We start from the raw sequence: 22,723 nt of genomic DNA on the forward strand, positions 1-22,723 counted from the left end.
ATTTATCAGAGGTTTTGTTTAACATCACCGCCGATGGATGTGCATTCTACAGTATTTCAGAACCAACACAACCCCCTTTCTTAATTAATTTATTCAGGTGGGTGTTTATTAATCAAAATAACGTAAAAACTATTACATTTATCTAAAATTTAACCTATTTATCTTTATCTTTATTCTTTAAAATGGTTTTATTCTTTTTTAAACACAATAAATATTGAAATGGCATATTTAATAAATAGAAAGTTTTTCTGTTTAGGGGTCTTACTTTGTATAAGTAATCTATCTCTTGCCAATTCTTCACACAATTTTTACAGCATTACCCTTTCAATTTTAAGTTATGCGAAGTTTTCCAACCCCAACATTTCTTTCTGTGTCGTCAACAATTTAAGTATCGCCAATCAGTTTAGTTTTTTCGCACAACAAAACAACCACAAGCTAACTATTCATGCAATTAGTGCAGATGAATTACGATCTACATATTGTGACGCTATCTTTTTTAGCAACACCTCTCCCAACACTCAGCAACAGTTGTTAAATAAATCTTTAAATCAATCGATATTGTCATTCAGCACCAATAATAATGAATGTGAAATCGGAAGTTCTTTTTGTTTATTTACCTCCAAAAATGGCAACCCCCTTTTTAAAGTCAACTTAGACAGTCTAGCCCACTCTAAAATTCATGTTGATCCTCGTGTTTTACTTTTAGCGAAAAACTCGGAGTAATACATGATTAGTACTCTCTATAAGTCAACCTCACTGCAAGCCCTCTTTCGCAAGTCTCAATTTACGATTTTTGCCATTACATTTTTAATCTGTACTTTTACTTTTGCAACCATTTCTGTATTTACAGTAGAGTCTTATGCAAAACAAAATTTACTTTTAATAAGTCGAACTATATCTGAGCGAATCCAGCCCGCTCTTGTGTTTAAAGATCAAATTGCGATATCTCAAATTATTAATGAATATACCCATCAGCATTCAATTCGACTGATTAAAGTGTATGATGATCAAGGCAAACAAATTACCGAAAGTATTAAAAACATTGAGCAATACTCAACTTTACAGAATATCTTTGACCATATTTTCTTACAACAAGCAATCAAGCTTCCCGTTCAACATAATGGACGTGTTGTTGGTGAGGTTGTGTTATATGGTAGCTCCAATGAAATTATGATGTTTATCATCAAAATTTTTGCTGGACTAATTGTCGGAATGCTATTTATGATTTTGGCACTTTGGTGGTCTGTTAATTCAACTTATCGCCACATCATGCAATCTATTTCACCCATCATTCAGATTGCACAATTGCTCAGCAGCCAAAAAGCCTACAATTTACGCTTTCCAAACAATGACATTAAAGAGTTTAACCACCTCAATACCGTATTTAATCAGTTACTCGATGAAATCCAGTCTTGGCATATTCACCTACAGAATGAAAACAACCAACTTTCTTATCAAGTTCAACACGATCATTTAACTGGTCTAGCTAATCGTAATTATTTTTATCAAAAAATATGTCATCTATTTGAAGACCCAAAGCAACGAAATCAATCAGCCTTACTCTTTATAGATAACAATAATTTTAAAGCCATCAATGATCAATATGGTCATCTCGTTGGGGATGAGGTTTTAAAAGAAATGGCTGATCGTCTCAAAAACAATATTCGCCAAGAAGATTTTGTGGCCCGCTTAGGCGGTGATGAATTTGCCATTATTCTTAATTCAGTCGCCAAAATTGAACATGTCATTATCACTGCTGAAAAGCTACTTCAATGTTGCGAAACACCATTAATCTATAAAGACCAAAAAATTCATTTCAGTTTTAGCTTGGGCATTGCGCTGTCTTCAAAAGCATCCAATCCCGAAGATTTTATTTCTCAAGCCGACCAAGCCATGTATAAAGCCAAATCATTAAAACACCATTGGTTTATATTTCACTCTTAACCCTTAGGAATTTATTATGATTTTGAGTAAAAGCCTCAAAATATCCATTCTTGCAATTTTTTGTTTTGCATTATCAGGATGCTTAAGTTTTGGCTCTTTAAGCCATAAACAAGTTCGTATCTTGAAAAAGGAAGGTTTCGTACTCACAGATGAAGGCTGGAGCCTAGGATTACCCGAACGATTACTTTTTGCTTTTAATGCAACTGAAATTAAGCCATTACATGAATCTGAGCTTATCCGACTCGCAGAACAACTCAAAAAATATAATTTAAATAAAGTTAAAATTGTAGGCCATACCGATAATGTCGGCAATCCAGAATATAATTTAAAACTTTCAGAACAACGCGCACAAACAGTTGCGACAATATTCTTAAAGCATGACTTTGCCCCTCAAAATGTATTTGCTTTTGGAAAAGGCTCAACTCAACCTGTTGAAATAAATGACAGTGAAGAACATCGTGCTGCAAATAGACGCGTTACCGTTATTATCATTCCCTAATTTTTATGATTATTTATAAATAAAAAAGATCTCTTAAGAGATCTTTTTTATTGGCGCTGTATTTTATAGTCAAATTTCAGACATAAAAAAACCGCATCTAAGCGGATTATTTATATTTAAGTTATAAACTTAAATTGGTCGGAGCAGTAGGATTCGAACCTACGACCCCCTGGTCCCAAACCAGGTGCGCTACCAAACTGCGCCATGCTCCGATAATATGTGAAATTGGGGTGGATGAAGGGGCTCGAACCCTCGACAACCGGAATCACAATCCGGGGCTCTACCAACTGAGCTACAACCACCATCACATCTTTGGCTCTAAATATCAAGCTACCATAAGTGGTGCGCCTGACAGGATTCGAACCTGTGACCATCCGCTTAGAAGGCGGATGCTCTATCCAACTGAGCTACAGGCGCATAACCGACGATACCAAATATCACGATCCTCGCCTTGAAGAATTGGTCGGAGCAGTAGGATTCGAACCTACGACCCCCTGGTCCCAAACCAGGTGCGCTACCAAACTGCGCCATGCTCCGATTCATCTCAGCTTCTCGTATCACACATCGTGTGGTACGGTGTGCATTCTAGGCGTGACGCCCGAAGACGTCAACACCTATCTTAAAAAAAAACTAAAAAAACTCACCAACCGTATATTTATCAAGCATATCAGATATTTTTTATACAATTTTTAACGTTTTAAGCTCGCACTAAAGTTCAACATACGATCCAATGGTAATTTAGCTCGTGCAGCAAGTACCGGATCAACAAATATTTCCTGATCCGATTTTTGTAAAACCTCTAAAATACCATCCAATTCATTCATTGCCATCCATGGACAATGTGCACATGAACGACAAGTTGCCCCCTCACCCGCAGTTGGCGCTTCAATTAACGTCTTATGTGGTACAGCCTGTTGCATTTTGTAGAAGATGCCACGATCTGTCGCCACAATCAGCGTGTCATGCGGTAAAGTTTGTGCGGCTTTGATTAATTGCGAGGTACTTCCTACCGCATCCGCAACATCAATCACAGCTTCAGGTGATTCAGGATGTACCAATACTGCTGCGTTTGGATAAAGTGCTTTCATATTGGTAATGCCACGCGCACGAAATTCTTCATGCACAATACAGGCACCATCCCACAATAACATTTCAGCACCTGTTTTCTTTTGAATATAGCGACCTAAATGCTGATCGGGCGCCCAAATAATTTTTTCACCTAAACTATCCAAATGCTCGATAATTTCGACTGCACAACTAGATGTCACTACCCAATCAGCACGTGCTTTGACTGCTGCTGAAGTATTGGCATAGACCACTACAGTATGGTCAGGATGTGCATCACAGAATGCAGTGAATTCATCTACAGGACAACCTAAATCTAAAGAACAAGTGGCTTCTAATGTAGGCATCAAGATCTTTTTTTCAGGAGAAAGTATTTTTGACGTTTCTCCCATAAATTTCACCCCAGCAACAACCAGTGTCGATGCTGCATGATCACGGCCAAAACGAGCCATTTCTAAAGAATCAGAGACACAACCACCTGTTGCTTCTGCAAGTTCTTGCACATCAGGATCACAATAATAATGTGCAACAAGCACAGCATTACGTTGCTCTAATTCTGCCTTGATTTGAGCAAATTTCTGTTTTTTAGCTTCAGGACTCAAACTCGTATCCTTAGGTTCGCCTAAACGATCTAAATGTGCTGTGACAATCGATTTTGCTTCATTGGCAATTAAATTGGTCGCATCATTCATAAAAAGCTCTTCTCTATCCATATCGCTTGCTATCTAGCTCGCTTGTGTACATTGTGAAGCTATTTTAGCATTCACCACTAAATTTCCATGACAAAAAAGCCTCTCAACGGAGGCTATTTTGAAACTCAATTATGATCGGTAATCTGCATTGATCTTGACATAATCATATGACAGATCACAGGTATAGACCGTATCTTTAGCCTGTCCGCGACCTAAATCGACACGAATGGTCATTTCAGCCTGAGACATAACGCGAGCGCCCGCTTCTTCCGTATAATCTGCGGCAGCTCCACCATCTTTACAGATTTGTACATCATCCAACCAAACCTGAATTTTTTCAACGTCTAAATTTTTAACTCCGGCATAACCAATCGCAGCGAGGATACGTCCCCAATTTGGATCAGATGCGAAAATAGCCGTTTTGACTAAAGGTGAGTGAGCAATACTATAAGCAATATCACAGCATTCCTGCGTATCATTTCCGCCTTCAACTGTAACCGTAATAAATTTAGTTGCACCCTCACCATCACGTACAATCAGTTGAGCAAGTCGCATCATCACACGCGTTAAAACCTCTAAGACCACAGCATAACCTGCATCTTCAGTCGATGTAATTTCAGCACCACCGGCTAAACCCGTAGCTGCAAAAATGCAAGAATCATTGGTCGATGTATCGCCATCAATCGTAATCCGGTTAAAAGATTGTTCCACTGTCGTTTTTAATAATTGTTGTACCACAGCTCGACTCAATGGTGCATCCGTAGCTACAAAGCTCAGCATCGTTGCCATATTGGGGCGAATCATGCCCGCACCTTTAGAAATACCCGTTAAACTATAAGTAATACCGTCTAATTCGAACTGTTCTGAAGCACCTTTGGGTGTGGTGTCTGTAGTCATAATACCTGTTGCAGCATCGATCCAGGCACTATCTTGCAAGCTATCTAAAGCCGGTTGTAATCCAGAGAGTAAGCGCTGCATAGGCAATTGCTCGCCAATCACCCCTGTTGAAAAAGGTAAAATTTCAAAGGCTTCAACTTGCGCAAGTTCAGCCATTTTTAAACAGGTTTGTTGAGCATTTTCCATACCTAACTTGCCTGTGCCTGCATTTGCATTCCCAGTATTAATCACCAAGTAGCGTGGATTACCTATCTCAAGATGCTTTTTCGAGACATGTACTGGTGCAGCACAGAATGCATTTTGAGTAAATACACCTGCAACATTGGTACCTTCGGAAAACTCAAAAACGACTAAATCACGTCGATTCGGATAACGTACATACGCCTCTGCTGAGCCAATTTTTACACCTTGCACCACATGCATATGTGGCATAGTCACGTCACCAACAGCCATTTTTAAGTATCCAGAATGATTAAAAATAAAAACACAGCTTATTAGAAATACTCATAAAAATCGAGTGCAATAAAAGACTCCTCTATTTTTATTATTTTTAAATAAAAAAAACCAGTTATCTGCATAACTGGTTTAGCACACATGAATTAGAGTGTTGTATTAAGGTGCCACTGCCGCAGTTGTATTTTCTAACAGCGCCAATTTAACTTTTTCTTGACTCGCTGCAGACAATGCCGGATTTACAGCAATAACACGATTTACTGTAGACGGTGTTACAGCAGCAATCGCTGTTGTTTTTAGAATAATCGGACGACCGCCAGTATTACCTAAAGTATAACGAATTCCGGTACGTGGACTAATCACGGTAGTTGAATCATTTTTAACTTCAGCTTGTGCCGTGGTAACACCTGCTGCAGCCTGAACATTTGCAACGGTTGTTGCTTGAGGAGCCGTATCTGCAAATGCCAATACTGGTAAAGTTACCGTTGCCATAAATAAAGCTTTTAATAATTTTTTCATTGTCTTTCCAAAGAACAGGACGCTTGTGCAAGTAAATACCATTTACCGACCATTTCTGCAATGCCTATTGCTCGCTTGGTACGCCTCATTAAATATTTTTTACAAAAAAAAGCAGAACTCACGTTCTGCCCTTTAAATCAGTAAATTTTAAATCTTACCGTGACATTGCTTATATTTTAAACCCGAGCCACATGGACAAGCTGCATTTCGACTTTCAGGCGGAGAAAATACTGTTTTTGAGAGATCTGGTTCAGCTTGGAGCTGATTTGGCATGACAACACCAGTCAAACCATCCACTTCATCATGTGCAAAAGACAAGTGCATCGCTTCAGCCTGTGCCTGCTGTTGTGCTTCCATTGCTGCTAATTCTTCAGCAGTTGGTACATGCACTCGAGAAAGATCTGTCACGACATCTGACTTAATCACACCCAACATACTCACAAACAAATTGAATGCTTCTTTCTTATATTCTTGCTCAGGATTTTTCTGTGCATAACCACGTAAATGAATCCCTTGGCGCAAATAATCCATAGCAGCCAAATGGTCTTTCCAATGACGATCCAACGCACCTAACATGAAGTGACGTTCTAAAGTCGCAGCAGACTCAGGTCCCATTTGCTCACGGCGACTACGGTAACGTGTAATGATTTCATCGCTAATACGCTCAACCAAGGCTTCTTCATCTAAACGACGATCTTCTTCCAACCACTGAGCAACCGGAAGATCGACTCCTAAATCAACACGTAATGCATTTTCTAGACCTTCAATATCCCATTGATCATGAATCGATTCAGGTGGAATATAGTTTTCGATTAAGCCTTTCATCACTTCGCGATGCATCTCTTCAATATAATCTTGAAGTGAGCTTTCTTCTAAAACTTCATCACGTTGTGAATAGATAATCTTACGCTGTTCATTATTGACATCATCGTATTTCAAAAGATTTTTACGAATATCAAAGTTGCGTGCTTCAACTTTACGTTGTGCATTTTCGATAGAACGTGACACCATTTTATGTTCAATAGCTTCATCTTCTTGTAAACCCATGGCACGCATCATTGCCACCACACGATCACCTGCGAAAATACGCATTAAATCATCTTCAAGTGACAAGAAGAAACGCGATACACCTGGATCACCTTGACGACCAGAACGACCACGTAACTGGTTATCAATACGACGTGATTCATGACGTTCAGAACCAATGATATGTAAACCACCAGAACTAAGTACCATTTCATTCTGTTTTTCCCATTCTGCTTTTAAACGTGCTTCGTCTTCAGCAGTATGGTTTTCAATTTTTGCAAGTTTTGCTTTCCAGTTACCACCGAGCAAAATATCAGTACCACGACCGGCCATATTGGTCGCAATGGTGACTGCATTTGGCGAACCCGCTTGCGCAATAATATCCGCTTCACGCTCATGCTGTTTTGCATTTAGAACTTCATGGGTAATACCCGCTTCACGAAGTTTATCCGACAAAATTTCACTGGCTTCAATGGTCGCTGTACCAATAAGAATTGGTGCAACACCGACTTCATGAATTTTTTGAATTTCTTGAATAATGGCATTGTATTTACCATTACGATTTAAATAAATTAAATCATTTTGGTCATTACGAATCATTGGACGATGTGTCGGAATCAATACGACATCCAAGCCATAAATTTCTTTCATTTCCGCAGCTTCAGTATCCGCTGTACCAGTCATACCTGACAGCTTTTTATACAAGCGGAAATAGTTCTGGAAAGTGGTAGTTGCAAGCGTTTGGTTCTCAGGTTGAATTTCTAAACCTTCTTTTGCTTCAACTGCTTGATGTAAACCTTCAGACCAACGACGACCTGGCATCGTACGACCTGTATTTTCATCAACAATAATGACTTCACCCTCATGGATGATGTACTGAACATTACGTTGATACAAATAATGAGCACGAATTGCTGCTGTTACATGATGAACCAAATTTAAGTTTGCCGCTGAATAAAGACTTTCGCCCTCAGCCAACAAACCCATTTGAATTAGTTCATTTTCTACAGTTTCAAAACCAACTTCAGTCATTTCAACAGAACGTTGTTTTTCATCAATCCAAAAGTGTCCACCATCGGCAACTTTTTCTTCTTTCTGTGCACGAAGTTTAGGTGGAATACTGTTAATAGCTGTATATAACTGTGATGAATCTTCGCTTTGGCCTGAAATAATCAACGGCGTACGTGCCTCATCAATCAAGATCGAATCGACCTCATCAATAATGGCATAACTTAAACCACGTTGCTTTTTCTCTGCCATAGAGAAAACCATGTTGTCACGCAAATAATCAAAACCAAATTCATTATTGGTTCCGTAAGTAATATCTGAACGATAAGCTTCGGCTTTCTCGTGCGGTGATTGCATTGAATAAATCACGCCAACGCTCAAGCCTAAAAACTCATACAGTGGACGGTTCAATTCAGCATCACGTTGTGCCAAATAATCGTTCACGGTAATTACGTGTACGCCTTGTTCACTGATCGCATTGAGATAGACGGCCAAAGTACCCATCAGGGTTTTACCTTCACCCGTACGCATTTCAGCAATTTTACCTTCGTGTAAGGTAATACCACCAATCAACTGGACGTCATAATGACGCATTCCCATAATACGCGCACCCGCTTCACGGCATACCGCAAATGCTTCAGGCATCAATTGATCAAGACTTTCGCCTTTTTTATATCGTTGTTTGAATTCTTCGGTCTTCGCAGATAATTCTGCATCGCTTAAGGCAGATATCGTCGGCTCGAGCGCATTGATCTTCTCGACAATTTTACGCATTCGCTTAAGTTCGCGATCGTTTTTAGTACCGAAGATTCCTCCGATCAGGCTTGCCAACATATAAACTCTCTAAATCTTACTTATCAAAATAAATTTTTTCTCAGACGTTATTATGGTGCTAGAAATTTGAAGTACAAGGGTTTTGCACAAAACCAAGTAAAAAATTCTGACTGTAGTATCTAGCACTTAGAGTCTAAGGCGCATTAATGTAGCAAATTTGATCTATCTATACATAGAAGATTTATCAGATTGCTAAAAATATTTTCAATATCGTATTTTTCTTATATCCAAATTTTGTATAAATAAATAGAAAAATACTATTTTTAACTCTAAAGAAAATCAGTGATAGTCATTCCAATAGGTTAAATACTAAAAATTGAACACAAAAACTTTAAGGGCTGCAATCATGACACTACGTTTAGGCGACACTGCACCAAATTTCGATCAAGAATCCAGTATTGGGCCGATTAATTTTTATGACTTCCTCGATGACAGTTGGGGTATTTTATTTTCTCATCCAGCGGACTATACCCCAGTATGCACCACTGAATTGGGCTATACCGCCAAGCTCAGCGATGAATTTAAACAACGCGGCGTGAAAGTCATTGCACTGTCGGTAGATGATGTGAAGTCACATTTAGGCTGGATTAATGATATTAATGAAACCCAAGCAACTCAAGTGGATTTTCCCATTCTTGCAGATCAAGATCGTAAAGTTTCAACGCTATATGATTTCATTCACCCCAACGCCAGTGCAACGGCGACAGTACGCTCTTTGGTGATTATTGATCCAGACAAAAAAATACGCCTCATCATTACTTATCCAGCTTCGACCGGACGTAATTTTAATGAAATTTTACGTGTAGTTGATTCCCTGCAACTCACGGATCAATATAAAGTTGCAACCCCTGCTAACTGGCAGCAAGGTCAAGATGTGATTATTGTGCCCTCTATTCAAGATGTGACTGAATTAGAAGAACGTTTCCCTAAAGGCTATACCGTGATCAAGCCTTATTTACGCTTAACACCGCAACCAAATCATCATTAAAATAAAGTCACTCACATTATAAAGTCAGAACTATTTTCCATAACGCCCCATCTTCGGATGGGCTTTTTATTTTAGCCACTTACATAAATTGTAAAAACAGGATTGGTCTTTCACTCAATCTAGGTTATAAATCCAACGATTACTTTTAAACTTAAAATAAACACAACATGATCTATAAAGTTCATCATTTGCACTGTGGCACCATGTGTCCAATCTGTGCGCCACTGTTTGGGCAAAAAGGTTTGAAAGCAGAAATTGTCTGCCATTGCCTACTCATTGAAACAGACCAAGGCTTAGTATTGGTCGATACTGGCTTAGGCATTCAAGATTATCTACATACCAAACAGCGCTTAGGTGCAATAGTTGCAAAAATTGGTGCAATCATTCCTGATCTGAATTTGACCGCTATCAGGCAAATTCAACAACTGGGTTTTAAGTCATCCGATGTCAAACATATTTTAGTCAGCCATCTAGATTTTGATCATGCCGGTGGAATTTCAGACTTCCCCAATGCAACGATTCATATTTTATCAACTGAATTTAATGCGGCTCGATCATTATCGTTTCAGAATAAACTGCGTTATCGTACCCAACAATTTAAAGATCATCGTTACTGGAATTTTATTGAACCTCAACAAGGTGAAACTTGGTTTAACTTTTCAAAAGTACAAGCCTTTAAATTATTTAATGATGAAATTCTCATGATTCCACTACTTGGACATACCGCAGGACATTGTGGAATAGCGATTAAACAACAGAATAATTGGATGCTGTTCTGTGGAGATGCCTATTATTCCCACCTTGAACTAGATCCAAAACATAAGTTACCGAGTTTAGAAATCACAGAGCGTCTTTTCGCCTTTGATAACCTACAACGTATTCAGACATTGCATCACATTCAACAGCTTGCTCAAACCGAGCCTCAAATTGACATCATCTGTGCACATGACCCTATTGAATTAAAACGATATCAATCATGAAAAAGAACCAATTTGCGATAATCCTTATCATAAGTAGTACGCTCCTGACTGGATGCATGACTACACCAGCGATTTCACCTGAAAATCGTCCACACAACTGGGGACATTTAATTGATCAAAAAAATAATTTTTATAAAATTAGTGAGAACGTTTTCCGTAGTGAACAACCTGATGCAGAGATGATTGCTGAACTGCAACAACAAAATATTAATATTGTGATTAATTTACGCAATCATAATCAAGATAAAAAGGTATTTCTCAATTACCCCATTCAACTTGTCCATATTCCAATCAACACATGGGCAATCAATCGACAAGATCTGCTTAAAGTCATGCAAACGATTCAATCAGCCCAAAAAAAGCAACAGAAAGTATTAATTCACTGTTACCACGGCTCAGATCGAACCGGTGCCAGTATTGCTATGTATCGAATTATTTTTGAAAACTGGACCACAGCTGATGCGTTAAATGAAATGAAACATGGCGGTTACGGCTTTCATCCTATTTGGGGCAATATTGAAAATTTATTTAGCCCTGAAAATATAAGATGGATTCGTGAGCAACTCACGAATCCATCTTATAAATCAGGTTTGAATGATTAACGCTGATCTAAAGGTACCCAATCCATCACCCAAGCAGACTTTAGCCCAAGGCTAACATCTGAGGTGATTTTTTTACGGGCAACATCTGCACTATCACGGTCTTTTGATGGACCAACCATAATACGAATCCCTTTAGATGTTTGGCTTCTTGTTACTTTGTAGCCTTTGGCACGTAATTTTGACGCCAGCGCATCAGCATTTGCTTCATTAGCAGCCAAAGCAACCTGAACCATCCATTGCTTATCACCATTTTCCAGTAATGTACGCGCTTTTTCAGCTTCAGCCTTTTTCTTCGCATCTTCTTGAGCTTTATGCTTTTTGTCCTCAGCCGCTTTTTTATCTAACTCCGCCTTTTTCTTTTCTACTTCAACCTGAACTTCAGCCTTCCTCTTTGCTTCTTCTTGAGCTTGCAGTCTTTTCTCTTGCTCTGCTTTTTTCTCGACTTCAGCCTCTTTACGCTTCTGTTCGGCTATTTTTTTTTCAGCATCAAGCTTTTGCTTCTGCTCAACTAACTTTTTTTCAGCTTCGGCCTTTTGCTTTTGCTGAACTTGTTGTTGCTCAAGCTTTTTCTGCTCTGTCTGTTGCTGCTCAACCTTCTTCTGATCTGCCGCGTTTAGTTTTGCTTTGGTTTTTTCATCTTGCACTAACTCAGGTGGTATATCCGACCCTTCTTGGGCCGTAGCACCTCGCCGTGCATTCATTGCTGCATATTCTTCAGCTGCTTTACGTGCAGCATCGGCTTCAGCTTGTTGTTGCATACGTAAAAAGTCAGCTGCTTTAGCTTCTTGCTCAGCAACTGCTTTTTCACGAGAACGCTTTTGTTCTTCGAGTAATCTTTTTTCAGTTGCAACATCGACTGTTAACGGCTGCAATTGAATTGCCTCACCCGCTGCCATCTGATTTCGTTGCTGTACCTGTTCAACAGGTGCTATCTGACTTTGCTTTTGATGTATTTCTTCTTTGCCCTTTAGAAGCAATGCTGCCAATAAAACACCACCCCCTAATAAAACAACTCCACCCATCCAACGTTGTTTGTTATTCATTGACATTCTTCTAAATACTCCCAGACCGCTTCTAAGGTATGAAACGAACCACACACCAAAATCAGCTGATTATTTTTTGTTTCTTGCAATGCTGATTGGAATGCAACCTGTACATTTTGAAATTGTTGAACTGATTGACCTTGTAATGCCACGTGTAATTGTTGCATTGGCGCTGCCCGTGGCACAGTTAATGGTGCAATTTTCCACAGAGTGACCGTATTTTTCAACAACTTAACGACTGTATTTATGTCTTTATCCACTAACATCGAAAATACTGCAACCACTTCCGTGTACTGTTTATTGTATTCTAAGAATTTTCGCAATTGCTTTAACAAAAAATCAACACCATGTGGATTATGTCCGGCATCAAAAATCACGGTTTGATTGGCAATGTGTCGAATTTCAAAACGCCCTGCTAATGTTGCAGATTGAATACCTTCAGCAATAGCCTCTTGAGAAACTGTTAAACCACTGACCAAAATAGCCGCAACCGCAGTCGAAATATTTTCTATCGCTAAAGTGCCTAACGGTAATTTCAAGGTAGTACCTGAAGTCGCAAAATTCCACGTCAGCCCATCTTGGGCATATTCATAAAAATAGTCACGATTGGCTATATATAACTGGGCATTAAATTGTTCAGCTTTGACTTGAATCGCTTGTGGTAAATCTTGTATACCCGCAAAAACAACAGGAATATCTGGACGAATGATTCCAGCTTTCTCAAAGGCAATTTTTTCAATACTATCGCCTAACCAATCAGTATGATCCAGTCCAATATTGGTGATCACCGCAACATCGGGATTAACCACATTGACCACATCTAGACGACCACCTAAGCCAACCTCAAGCACCCAAACATCACATTGTTGTTGTTTGAAGATGACCAAAGCTGCAAGTGTTGTAGCTTCAAAAAATGAAAGGGATAAGTCACAGGCACGGCGCGCTTGGTCAACTTGAACAAAAGCATCTACCAAACTTTGATCATCAACTTCTATGCCTGAAAGTTTGACCCGTTCATTGAATTTATAAATATGTGGAGATTGATATAAACCCACTTTATAACCTTGTGCATTTAAAATCGCAGCAAGTGTGGTTGTGGTTGAACCTTTACCATTGGTTCCTGCAACCGTTAGAACTTTGGCATTGGGTTGTGTGACACCTAATTTTTCAGCCACAGGAATAACTCGTTCTAAACCAAGATCAATCCCTGTAACGTGAACATGGCTCCAATAATTGAGCCATGTTTGTAAATCATCAGTGTCTAGTGGTGCAGTGTGGTTCAAGGCAAATTCATCAACTTAGCTACAATGCGATATACAGTATCACGTAATGCATGACGATGGACAATTTGGTCGATTACACCATGATCAAGCAAATACTCAGCACGTTGGAACGGTTCTTCCAGTTTTTCACGCACAGTTTGCTCAATGACACGTTTACCTGCAAATCCAATCATCGCTTTAGGCTCTGCAATATGAACATCACCTAACATTGCCAATGATGCAGTCACACCACCATAAACGGGATGAGTGAGAACCACAATATAAGGCAGATGAGCATCTTTCATTCTTTGAATTACAGCAGATGTACGTGCCATTTGCATTAAAGACAACATGCCTTCTTGCATACGTGCACCACCTGAAGCAGCAAAACAAATCAATGGTTGCTTGGTTGCAATGGCTTTTTCAGCGGCTTGTACAAAACGATCACCGACTACCGTGCCCATCGATCCGCCCATGAAATCAAATTCAAAGGCACAAGCGACTAAAGGAATGCCTTTGAGTACCCCTTGCATCACTACAAGCGCTTCAGTCTCACCCGTTTTTTCCTGCGCTTCTTTCATACGCTCAGGATATGGTCGACTGTCCACAAAATGCAGTGGATCTTTAGCCACAAATTCTTGACCGAGCTCATGTTGCACTTGATCTAAAAACCAATTCAAACGATCACGGGCTTTCATACGCAAATGTTCATCACATTGTGGACAGACATAAGCATTGAAAGACATTGCGGTACGAGTCACTAAAGCATGACATTCAGGGCACTCAATCGTTGGCTCAGTAAATGTTGCCTTAAGTGTTTGTTGTTGATCTGGCATATGAATGCCTGGAATCGAACGATCCGTCCACGGTGTGATAGGACTCAGAACTTTCCCTGATTTCACTTCTTGATTCATACTAACTCATCGAGCGCTGCTCGAAGCTCCTTGACTTTATTCACCGCAGATTCCACGGCCTGTTCTGGTGCTAAGTTTGCAAATGGTTTAACAAACGCACTTCCGACAATGACTGCATCGGCAACACGACCAACTGCTTTCGCAGAAGCTGCATCACTAATCCCAAAACCGACACCCACAGGAATATCAGTATACGATTTGATTTTTTCAATACGTGCTGCGACTTCATCAGTATCTAAAGTTGCAGCTCCCGTTACACCCTTAAGCGACACGTAATAAATAAAGCCACTGGCTTGCTTCACAACGTGCTGAATACGTTCATCGGTTGATGTCGGCGCAAGCAAAAAGATTTGATCCATATCATATTTTTTTAATACAACATCTAAATCCTTCGCTTCTTCTGGCGGTAAATCCACGAGAAGTAAACCATCGACACCACATTCATTGGCAAGCGATACAAACTTTTCATAACCAATTACTTCAACAGGGTTTAAATAGCCCATTAAAACAACGGGTGTCGTTGTATCTTTTTGACGAAATTCCTTAACCATATTCAACGCATCAAGCGTATTGGTTCCTGCAGCTAAAGCACGTTCTGCAGCAAGTGCAATTACTGGACCATCAGCCATTGGGTCAGAAAATGGCAATCCAAGTTCTAGTACATCTACACCGGCCTCAACCATTTGATGTAACAAAGGTACAGTGACCTGTGGTTGAGGATCACCCGCCATAACATAAGAAACCAAAGCCTTACGCTGTTGAGATTTAAGCTGTGCAAAACGAGTGGCTAAACGTGACATAGGGCTGTACATTCCTTGGATTGTTTAAACTTGAGGAGTTGGTTCTGTATAAATACAAGTCATGCATTGTAACGCTATTTTTTACCCATTGAATAGATATCTCAGTCGTACAATGTGATCTCATATTGATACACAATTGATAAAACAACCCAATGCCTATATTTAGCTATATTTTATTTTTTTGAACAATGATCAAAGCTTCCTATTTTTAGCTTTTTAAAATATTACAAGTATTTATAAAAACTTAAATTAAATTACAAAAAGCTTTTTAAAAAAACAATTTAGGCAATTACGTTTAACTTTCCTTAAATTGCAAAAGCTGTTCTATACTAGGCGGGTTTTTTCGTTTATTTCTTATTTTTATGACCTCCCACACCCACAGTAAAGTGCAAGCCCGAGCGCTTGCACTGGTACCGCTTATTGTTTTTTTAGCCCTCTTTTTAGGCAGTGGTATTTACCACTCAATGATCGGTACAGAGTTTGCATTTTACCAAATCAAAGCACCTGTGGCTGCAATCCCTGCCATCATTTTGGCAGTACTGATGTATCGCGGCAAATTAAATACGGCAATTGATGAGTTTCTAAAAGGTGCCAGCCATCCGAATCTCATCTTAATGTTCATGGTATTTATGCTTGCCGGTGCTTTTGCCAATGTCTCGAGTAGTATTGGTAGTGTCGATGCCACAGTGCAATTCGGACTATCTATTATTTCACCAGAACTGGTCTTACCCATGCTATTTATCATCTCGGCCTTTATTGCTACTGCAATGGGGACTTCGATGGGAACGATTGCAGCTTGCGCCCCGATCGCCTTTGGTTTCTCGGCATCTACAGATATTGCGGCGGTCTATACCATTGGTGCCGTCGTAGGCGGAGCAATGTTTGGTGATAATTTATCAATGATTTCTGATACCACCATTGCCGCAACGCGAAGTCTAAATGTCGAACTCCGAGATAAATTCAGAGTGAATGTTTGGATTGCAGTTCCAGCAGCAATTTTTACCTTATTGATTTACGTGTTGATGACACACAACTCACAAGCCCTGAGCTATAAAAGCTATGATGCTTGGCTTATTGTTCCCTATGTTGCCGTCTTTTTTTTAGCATTTACTCGCTTACATGTCTTAGCAGTTTTGACTCTAGGCATTGTTTTATCCAGTTTGATGGGCTTAATTGAAAAACCAGACTTTGATTTACTTGCACTAAATACTTCCATTTATAATGGTTTTGTCAGTATGTTTGAAGTGGCCTTATTGTCCATGTTTTTGGGTGGATTATCTGCCCTTTTACAAAAAGAAGGCGGTTTGGAATGGCTAATTCAACGCATCTATAGCATCACGCGACACTTAAGAGTTGGCACACAGCGGGCTGGTGAAATTGGGATTAGCTTTTTAGTCATTTTTTCAAATTTATTTGTGGCAAATAATACCGTTGCTATTATTTTAGCTGGCGATATGGCACGTGAAGTCGCGAAAGAATATGATATCGATCCCAAACGTGCTGCTGCACTTATGGATATCTTTTCTTGTGTGGTACAAGGTTTAATTCCGTATGGTGCACAATTACTTTTAGCCTGCTCAATTGCAAAAATATCACCAATAGAGTTGATTGGTACGATTTATTACTGCTGGATCTTAGCAATATGCGCAATTCTTACCATTGTGTTTCGCTATCCTCGACTCAAAACCTCTATTTAAAACCACTCCATTTTAATGATTTAAATAAAAATATGGCGAGTGCAATACTCGCTTTTTTTATGTTAAATGATTTTATTTGAGTTGCTGTTTTTTCTGCAATAAAGTTTGTCCGCGATATGCTTTATACGCTCTTGCCAAAGCAGATTGATCTGAATAGCCCAAATCCAAAGCAATATTGGTTAAACTCAGATTTTGCGTGAGTAAATATTCACAACGCTTCATCCGTTCTTCTTCTAAAATCAATTTAAATGAAGTCTGCAATTGACTCAGTTGCCGTTGCAATGTCCTGACTGACATATGCAACTCTTGTGCAATATCTTCAATTTTGGGTGCTTGTTGCTCTAGTTTTAAATACTCCGCAATAATAAATTGTAGATGTTGCGCAACTGTCGTCAGTTGCGCACGTTGTAATAACGACTCTTCAGCCTGTTTCACCAAGAGTTGAATTAAATTAGGATCGGCTTGTTCGGGTTTAAACGAGAGTATTTCCGTTGAAAAAACCACTTCATATAGCGGTTGCTCAAACTTGAGTTTGCATTGGTAAAAATCTTGATAATATTTTAATGGAAGTTGTGGCGCATGCACAAAGCTCATTTGCAATAATGGCAACTGCTTCAAAGGCACAAGTTGTTTCGCCAAATACAACATTGCCGCTAATGTAATTTCATGTAGAAAGATATAGTTTTCATCACTTAAGGGGAAGAACATACGAATCGTCTGTCCTTCATGCACATACTGCATTTGTTTCAAATGTGCGCCATCAATGACTAACCGACTAAATCGAATCACATACTCTAAAGCTTGCGCTAAATTTTCACTTCGAGATGCCATATAACCCAACAAACCAAAATGTGCCGGATTAATACATTTCGCCATCGCAAAGGCTAAATTATCGCAATCCAGATGCTGACGTGTCGCGCTAATCAACTCCATAAAAAAAGTATACGATGCTTGTTGATCAATCGGCTGATTGAAAATATCTTCCAACAGTGTTTGCTTTTCCGGCGTAAAACCAAATGTTTCCCAATCCATCTGATTTTGTTGTAGAAATGCTTTCCAAAGCTGAAAATAGCCATTTGATATTTTTATTTCATTCTGCATGGCCTTGCCTCTGCCCAATTCGATATTGAAATGGCACATTGTCATCTGTCATAAAATGTATAAAAAATGGCAACAACTGTCAAAACAAAGTTATAAAAGACCGACATACTGTAATCATCAAAGACGATACAAGTAAAATAAAATGAATGCTCTCGTGAAATATCATGCTGATCCTGTAGTTAGAACCAAATTGGATTTCAAATTAGATGAAGTACCTCGTTTTTGGTTTGCCAACGATCCATTTCGTACCCGCATATTTGATGCGTTAAGTTTGACCTTTCCAGATGGTGAACGTTATTTTATTGAAAGTGTCCGCTTATTTCGTGACAAAATCACCGAACCTGAATTAAAACAGCGGGTCTCAGACTTCATTCGACAAGAAGCTCAACATGGTATTGCACATGACAAAATGAATCAGATCATGAAAAATCAAGGTATGCCCGTTGATCAATTCATTACCACCCTAACTAAAATTTTTAAATTCGAACTTAAAAACCGCTCACCACAATACAATATTGCCATGACTGCAGCAGCAGAACATTTAACAGCACTTATGGCGGAAACCTTTTACAGTAAAAAAGCGACCCTGCAAGACGCACATCCTTATGTGCGTGCGTTATTGGCGTGGCATTCCATTGAAGAAATGGAACATCGTGATGTCGCATTCGATGTCATGCGGCAAGTTGCAGATGTACCTGAAACTACCCGTAAATTTGCTTTAGCGTTTACGACATTTATGATGATGAATTTCACCCTCTATCGTGCCAATGTCATGTTAGAACATGATGGTTTTAATCGACGAGAACGCATCAAATTTTTCTATAAAGGCTTGCCTTGGTTTTTTGGTAAAAAAGGGATTCTTTCAGCAATGCGCACCCAATATTTAGATTGGTTTCAGAAAGATTTTCACCCAAGCCAACATCCCGTGATTCATCAGTACCAAACATGGATTGATACATTGGCTGCAACCAATGATCCTATTGCTGCTGGCGAAGCATTTTGGCAAGCAGGATATTAGCTGTTAGAATAATCAAACTCGACGTTATCATTAGACTACGGAAACTTGAGTCATACAGGACATGATCTCCTCAAAAATGCCCTGCTGAGCGCAATAATAAATATTTGAACTGTACCTTGATACAGTTCAAATGACTAAAACAAAAGCATATGAGGTCAAAAATATGACTGCATTACTCAAATATCAGATCACTCCTGTCGTACGTCAAAAACCAGATTTCAAACTAGATCAAATCCCTCGTTTTTGGTTTGGTGGAGACCCCTTTCGCACCCGTATGTTTGATGCACTGAGTTTAACCTTCCCAATGGGTGAGCGCTATTTTATTGAAAGTATCCGAGCCTTACGGAACCAAGTCACTGATCCCAATTTACAACATCGCATTACTGATTTTATTCAACAAGAAGCGCAACATGGTCTAGCACATGACACCATGAATGCCATCATCAAACAACAAGGCATGCCCGTCGATCGTTTTCTCAAGGCCATCGCTACACATTTTAATTACATTTTGAAAAATCGGACCATACAATACAATATTGCAATGACTGCGGCGACTGAACACTTAACTGCTTTAATGGCTGAGACGTTTTACAGTAAAAAAAGTACCTTAAATGAGGTGCATCCTTACATTCGGGCTTTATTCGCATGGCATGCGATTGAAGAACTGGAACATCGTGATGTCGCCTTTGATGTTATGCAACAAGTAGGGAACGTCCCAGAAAACTTACGTAAATTTGCTTTAGCCTATACATCCATTTTGATCTTTGGCTTTAGCTTGTATCGTGCCAATATCATGCTCAAATATGATGGTTTTAATACCTTGCAACGTGTAAAAATGGTCATTAATGGCTTACCTTGGTTTTTTGGAAAAAATGGCTCATTCTCTGCAATGCGCACGCCATACCTAAATTGGTTTAAACGAGATTTCCACCCCAATCAACACGCAATTATTCACCAATATCAAACTTGGGTGGATACTCTAGAACAGACGGGTGATCCTATTGCTGCGGGTAATGCTTTTTGGCAAGCTGCACTTTAGACATCTATTTTCATGTTTCAAATACCGCTCATTCACATCAGCCAATTTATCGATATATATTTTAAATTTTGTTTAGACGTGTCATATCTAGCTTTAAATTGGCACGTCTAGATATAGAGAATGTGGCTGAATTTGTCATAATTCAAAAGCTAAACATGATGATTAAAATAAAATGAATGCACACATCCAATATCAAGTTGATCCTGTTGTTCGACGTCATCTAAATTTCAAACTTCAGGAAATCCCACGCTTCTGGTTTGGTGGTGATCCTTTTCGTACCCGTGTATTTGATGCACTCAGTCTCACCTTCCCTGATGGCGAACGTTACTTCATTCAATGTGTCCGTTTATATCGAGATCAAATTACAGACCCTCTTTTACAACAACGAGTTACTGATTTTATCCAACAAGAAGCACAACATGGCATTGCACATGACAAAATGAATCAAATTTTAATTGAGCAAGGTATGCCTGTAAAAAAATTTATTGGTCAGGTCAATCAACGCTTCGGGCATGCCCTAAAGCGCTATCCCAAACAATACAATATTGCGATTACCGCTGCTTGTGAGCATTTAACTGCGCTCATGGCTGAAACATTCTTTAATCAACAAGAAACTTTGGCAGAAGCTCATCCATTTGTCCGAGCTTTATTAGCATGGCATTCGATTGAAGAAATGGAACATCGTGATGTAGCTTATGATGTGATGGCTCAATTCGGACAGACACCTAATGCTGTTCGTTATGCAGCCTTAGCATTAGTGTCCCTATTGATGTTTTATTTCACACTACAACGCACCGACGGTTTATTACAACAAGATGGCTTTAGTCGTCTAGAACGTCTGCAACTCATGTATAAAGGCTTATCTTGGTTTATTGGCCAGACTGGTATTCTAACGAAAATGAAACATGCATATTTAGATTGGTATAAACCCAACTTTCACCCAAGCCAACATGCCATTATTCGTCAATATCAAACTTGGGTAGATACCTTAGCCGAAACGCATGATCCGATTCAGGCAGGTGATGCCTTTTGGAAAGCCGCTTTATAAAAGCTAAAAATTAGATACCAGCATTACCACTTCGCATAATGCTGTTCGAGTAAACCGTATTCCTGCGACAAGGTGATCATTTCTCCCTGTTCAGTTTGAATCGTTCCACTAATGCGAGACTGCCACTGACTAAATTGGCTCCCAACCAAGCGTAAATTTAAATTTTCATATCTACGCCAACCCGTTTCTACGGTGAGATTTAAACGCTCATCTAAAGAATGTATTCGCCAAAGATCATCATTTTGCTTTTCAAACAGCACATCTGCAATTGGATAAAGTACACCATTGATCCATAAACAATTTTCATTACCAAAACTTTCATTCACGCCTGAAGCTAAATTCAACCCGATTCGATTGCCTTGTTGATCCCAAAAATTACTGGACAACCAAAACCATGCAGTTTCAGGACGTAAAAAACCACAAGTATCATCCAAGGATGCTAATGTCCGATCATTAAAGTCTATTTTTTGTTTTTGCTTATTAATGAAAAAACCTTCAACTGCGAGCGTGGTTTTCTTTTGGGTATAAGTCCAGCCATTAATACCATTTGGACTACATAAACTTAATGGTTGTGTGCCTGCACAAAAAATACGAGCTGTGAGTTGTTCTTCACCATGTTTTGTCACACGAATATAACGCACGCCATTGGCATGTTGCATTTCAAACTCAAACGGTGCTTTTAAAAAACGACTTTGGCTATAGAGCGGTTGTTCATCAACATCCGTTCCACGACCCAATATGGTATTGGCATTCCATTCAAAAACCTCATGGGTTTGATGATTATAGATATACACAAAACCATGCCCTGCCCATGAAATATCAGCAATGGCTAAACCAATGCTATAGTGCTCATGCTGAATACAACAAAATTTAAATTTTTTATATTTTAATTGCTTACGCCAACCCTGTAGTGTTTTTCCGTAAGGTGTTTTATAAATATATTGATCGATATCAATCGATGCTGGTAATTCTTTAAAGCGCCCATAGCGCGGCTGCCCATTTTCTTGTATTAAATCCATTTCGACAATCCAATCCCATTTATAATTCTAAAGTTAGACTTTAGTCGGTGCTTAATTATTGCTTATTTTTTATATTAAACCAACAAATTCACCAAAAAAGTGATTGTTTTCCAGAAATATAAATCTAATGTTTGATCTTATATGTACCGATGATGACATCGAATGAATTTTAAATATTTACAGCGTGTTCTAAAACTGAAGGGGTGTTCAATTAACTGATGAAAATATCGAATAACCAATAAGCTTAAATCAAAAAACCAGCAATCTAAATTGCT

The 22,723-nt window shown here is 39.0% G+C and carries 20 protein-coding genes and 4 tRNA genes; 10 read left to right on the forward strand and 14 right to left on the reverse strand.

Annotation, left to right across the window (positions count from 1 at the left end; translation table 11 throughout):
- The first annotated feature begins 219 nt into the window (after positions 1 to 219).
- The 3 genes from yfiR to yfiB are packed head-to-tail and all read left to right on the forward strand — an operon-like array spanning position 220 to position 2,443.
- Positions 220 to 723: a regulatory sequestration protein YfiR gene (yfiR, locus tag B9T28_RS13485; RefSeq protein ID WP_086204505.1), complete on the forward strand. Its 504-nt coding sequence runs from the start codon at positions 220 to 222 to the stop codon at positions 721 to 723.
- Between the two features lie 3 nt (positions 724 to 726).
- Positions 727 to 1,944: a diguanylate cyclase DgcN/YfiN gene (dgcN, locus tag B9T28_RS13490; RefSeq protein ID WP_086204506.1), complete on the forward strand. Its 1,218-nt coding sequence runs from the start codon at positions 727 to 729 to the stop codon at positions 1,942 to 1,944.
- 19 nt (positions 1,945 to 1,963) lie between these two features.
- Entirely contained in the window at positions 1,964 to 2,443 is a 480-nt protein-coding gene (yfiB, locus tag B9T28_RS13495; protein ID WP_086204563.1) for an outer membrane lipoprotein YfiB, read from the forward strand.
- A 135-nt stretch (positions 2,444 to 2,578) separates the two neighbouring features.
- On the opposite strand, the gene B9T28_RS13500 is transcribed toward yfiB, so the two are convergent.
- The 8 genes from B9T28_RS13500 to secA all read right to left on the reverse strand — a co-directional run bounded on the left by B9T28_RS13500 (position 2,579) and on the right by secA (position 8,937).
- Positions 2,579 to 2,655 (reverse strand) — tRNA-Pro (locus B9T28_RS13500).
- A gap of 14 nt (positions 2,656 to 2,669) precedes the next feature.
- Positions 2,670 to 2,745: transfer RNA gene (locus tag B9T28_RS13505), tRNA-His, on the reverse strand.
- A 38-nt stretch (positions 2,746 to 2,783) separates the two neighbouring features.
- A tRNA-Arg gene (locus tag B9T28_RS13510) sits at positions 2,784 to 2,860 on the reverse strand.
- 43 nt (positions 2,861 to 2,903) lie between these two features.
- A tRNA-Pro gene (locus tag B9T28_RS13515) sits at positions 2,904 to 2,980 on the reverse strand.
- Positions 2,981 to 3,132: 152 nt separating this feature from the next.
- Positions 3,133 to 4,200: a quinolinate synthase NadA gene (gene nadA, locus B9T28_RS13520; RefSeq protein WP_086204507.1), complete on the reverse strand. Its 1,068-nt coding sequence runs from the start codon at positions 4,198 to 4,200 to the stop codon at positions 3,133 to 3,135.
- Positions 4,201 to 4,329: 129 nt separating this feature from the next.
- Positions 4,330 to 5,550 (reverse strand): bifunctional glutamate N-acetyltransferase/amino-acid acetyltransferase ArgJ, encoded by a 1,221-nt coding sequence (argJ, locus tag B9T28_RS13525; protein WP_086204508.1) that lies wholly within the window; start codon positions 5,548 to 5,550, stop codon positions 4,330 to 4,332.
- A 159-nt stretch (positions 5,551 to 5,709) separates the two neighbouring features.
- The gene (locus tag B9T28_RS13530) at positions 5,710 to 6,069 is read right to left on the reverse strand and encodes a hypothetical protein (RefSeq protein ID WP_086204509.1); all 360 of its coding nucleotides are present in this window, start codon (positions 6,067 to 6,069) and stop codon (positions 5,710 to 5,712) included.
- Positions 6,070 to 6,216: 147 nt separating this feature from the next.
- The gene (gene secA, locus B9T28_RS13535; protein ID WP_086204510.1) at positions 6,217 to 8,937 is read right to left on the reverse strand and encodes a preprotein translocase subunit SecA; all 2,721 of its coding nucleotides are present in this window, start codon (positions 8,935 to 8,937) and stop codon (positions 6,217 to 6,219) included.
- A 346-nt stretch (positions 8,938 to 9,283) separates the two neighbouring features.
- Between secA and B9T28_RS13540 the strand changes: the two genes are divergently transcribed.
- The 3 genes from B9T28_RS13540 to B9T28_RS13550 all read left to right on the forward strand — a co-directional run bounded on the left by B9T28_RS13540 (position 9,284) and on the right by B9T28_RS13550 (position 11,507).
- Positions 9,284 to 9,925, forward strand: coding sequence for a peroxiredoxin (locus tag B9T28_RS13540; protein WP_086204511.1), 642 nt, complete (start codon positions 9,284 to 9,286; stop codon positions 9,923 to 9,925).
- A gap of 167 nt (positions 9,926 to 10,092) precedes the next feature.
- Positions 10,093 to 10,905 (forward strand): MBL fold metallo-hydrolase, encoded by an 813-nt coding sequence (locus B9T28_RS13545; RefSeq protein WP_086204512.1) that lies wholly within the window; start codon positions 10,093 to 10,095, stop codon positions 10,903 to 10,905.
- Positions 10,902 to 11,507, forward strand: coding sequence for a dual specificity protein phosphatase family protein (locus B9T28_RS13550; protein ID WP_086204513.1), 606 nt, complete (start codon positions 10,902 to 10,904; stop codon positions 11,505 to 11,507). The genes B9T28_RS13545 and B9T28_RS13550 overlap by 4 nt, the downstream gene beginning before the upstream one ends.
- Here the strand turns inward: B9T28_RS13550 and B9T28_RS13555 are convergent.
- Genes B9T28_RS13555 through trpA form a run of 4 tightly spaced genes read right to left on the reverse strand, consistent with a single transcriptional unit; the run spans position 11,504 to position 15,526 of the window.
- The gene (locus B9T28_RS13555; RefSeq protein ID WP_086204514.1) at positions 11,504 to 12,556 is read right to left on the reverse strand and encodes an SPOR domain-containing protein; all 1,053 of its coding nucleotides are present in this window, start codon (positions 12,554 to 12,556) and stop codon (positions 11,504 to 11,506) included. The genes B9T28_RS13550 and B9T28_RS13555 overlap by 4 nt on opposite strands.
- Positions 12,547 to 13,833 (reverse strand): bifunctional tetrahydrofolate synthase/dihydrofolate synthase, encoded by a 1,287-nt coding sequence (gene folC / locus B9T28_RS13560; RefSeq protein WP_086204515.1) that lies wholly within the window; start codon positions 13,831 to 13,833, stop codon positions 12,547 to 12,549. The genes B9T28_RS13555 and folC overlap by 10 nt, the downstream gene beginning before the upstream one ends.
- Complete coding sequence (gene accD, locus B9T28_RS13565) at positions 13,830 to 14,726, reverse strand: acetyl-CoA carboxylase, carboxyltransferase subunit beta (protein ID WP_086204516.1); 897 nt, start codon at positions 14,724 to 14,726, stop codon at positions 13,830 to 13,832. The genes folC and accD overlap by 4 nt, the downstream gene beginning before the upstream one ends.
- The gene (gene trpA, locus B9T28_RS13570; RefSeq protein ID WP_086204517.1) at positions 14,723 to 15,526 is read right to left on the reverse strand and encodes a tryptophan synthase subunit alpha; all 804 of its coding nucleotides are present in this window, start codon (positions 15,524 to 15,526) and stop codon (positions 14,723 to 14,725) included. The genes accD and trpA overlap by 4 nt, the downstream gene beginning before the upstream one ends.
- A gap of 362 nt (positions 15,527 to 15,888) precedes the next feature.
- Between trpA and B9T28_RS13575 the strand changes: the two genes are divergently transcribed.
- Positions 15,889 to 17,223, forward strand: a complete 1,335-nt coding sequence (locus B9T28_RS13575; RefSeq protein WP_086204518.1) for a Na+/H+ antiporter NhaC family protein — start codon at positions 15,889 to 15,891, stop codon at positions 17,221 to 17,223.
- 72 nt (positions 17,224 to 17,295) lie between these two features.
- Here the strand turns inward: B9T28_RS13575 and B9T28_RS13580 are convergent, their stop codons facing one another.
- Positions 17,296 to 18,324, reverse strand: coding sequence for an AraC family transcriptional regulator (locus B9T28_RS13580; RefSeq protein ID WP_086204519.1), 1,029 nt, complete (start codon positions 18,322 to 18,324; stop codon positions 17,296 to 17,298).
- 142 nt (positions 18,325 to 18,466) lie between these two features.
- On the opposite strand from B9T28_RS13580, the gene B9T28_RS13585 reads away from it, so the two are divergent.
- The 3 genes from B9T28_RS13585 (at position 18,467) to B9T28_RS13595 (ending at position 21,429) form a co-directional block, all read left to right on the forward strand.
- Entirely contained in the window at positions 18,467 to 19,342 is an 876-nt protein-coding gene (locus B9T28_RS13585) for a metal-dependent hydrolase (protein WP_086204520.1), read from the forward strand.
- A gap of 163 nt (positions 19,343 to 19,505) precedes the next feature.
- Positions 19,506 to 20,381 (forward strand): metal-dependent hydrolase, encoded by an 876-nt coding sequence (locus B9T28_RS13590; RefSeq protein ID WP_086204564.1) that lies wholly within the window; start codon positions 19,506 to 19,508, stop codon positions 20,379 to 20,381.
- Between the two features lie 172 nt (positions 20,382 to 20,553).
- Positions 20,554 to 21,429 carry a metal-dependent hydrolase gene (locus B9T28_RS13595; protein ID WP_086204521.1) on the forward strand — a complete coding sequence of 292 codons (876 nt, stop codon included), beginning with the start codon at positions 20,554 to 20,556 and terminating at the stop codon, positions 21,427 to 21,429.
- A 23-nt stretch (positions 21,430 to 21,452) separates the two neighbouring features.
- Here the strand turns inward: B9T28_RS13595 and B9T28_RS13600 are convergent, their stop codons facing one another.
- Positions 21,453 to 22,448, reverse strand: coding sequence for a DUF2804 domain-containing protein (locus B9T28_RS13600; protein WP_086204522.1), 996 nt, complete (start codon positions 22,446 to 22,448; stop codon positions 21,453 to 21,455).
- Positions 22,449 to 22,723: the final 275 nt, after the last annotated feature.

It is taken from the genome of Acinetobacter silvestris (genome assembly GCF_002135235.1).
Classification (GTDB): domain Bacteria; phylum Pseudomonadota; class Gammaproteobacteria; order Pseudomonadales; family Moraxellaceae; genus Acinetobacter; species Acinetobacter silvestris.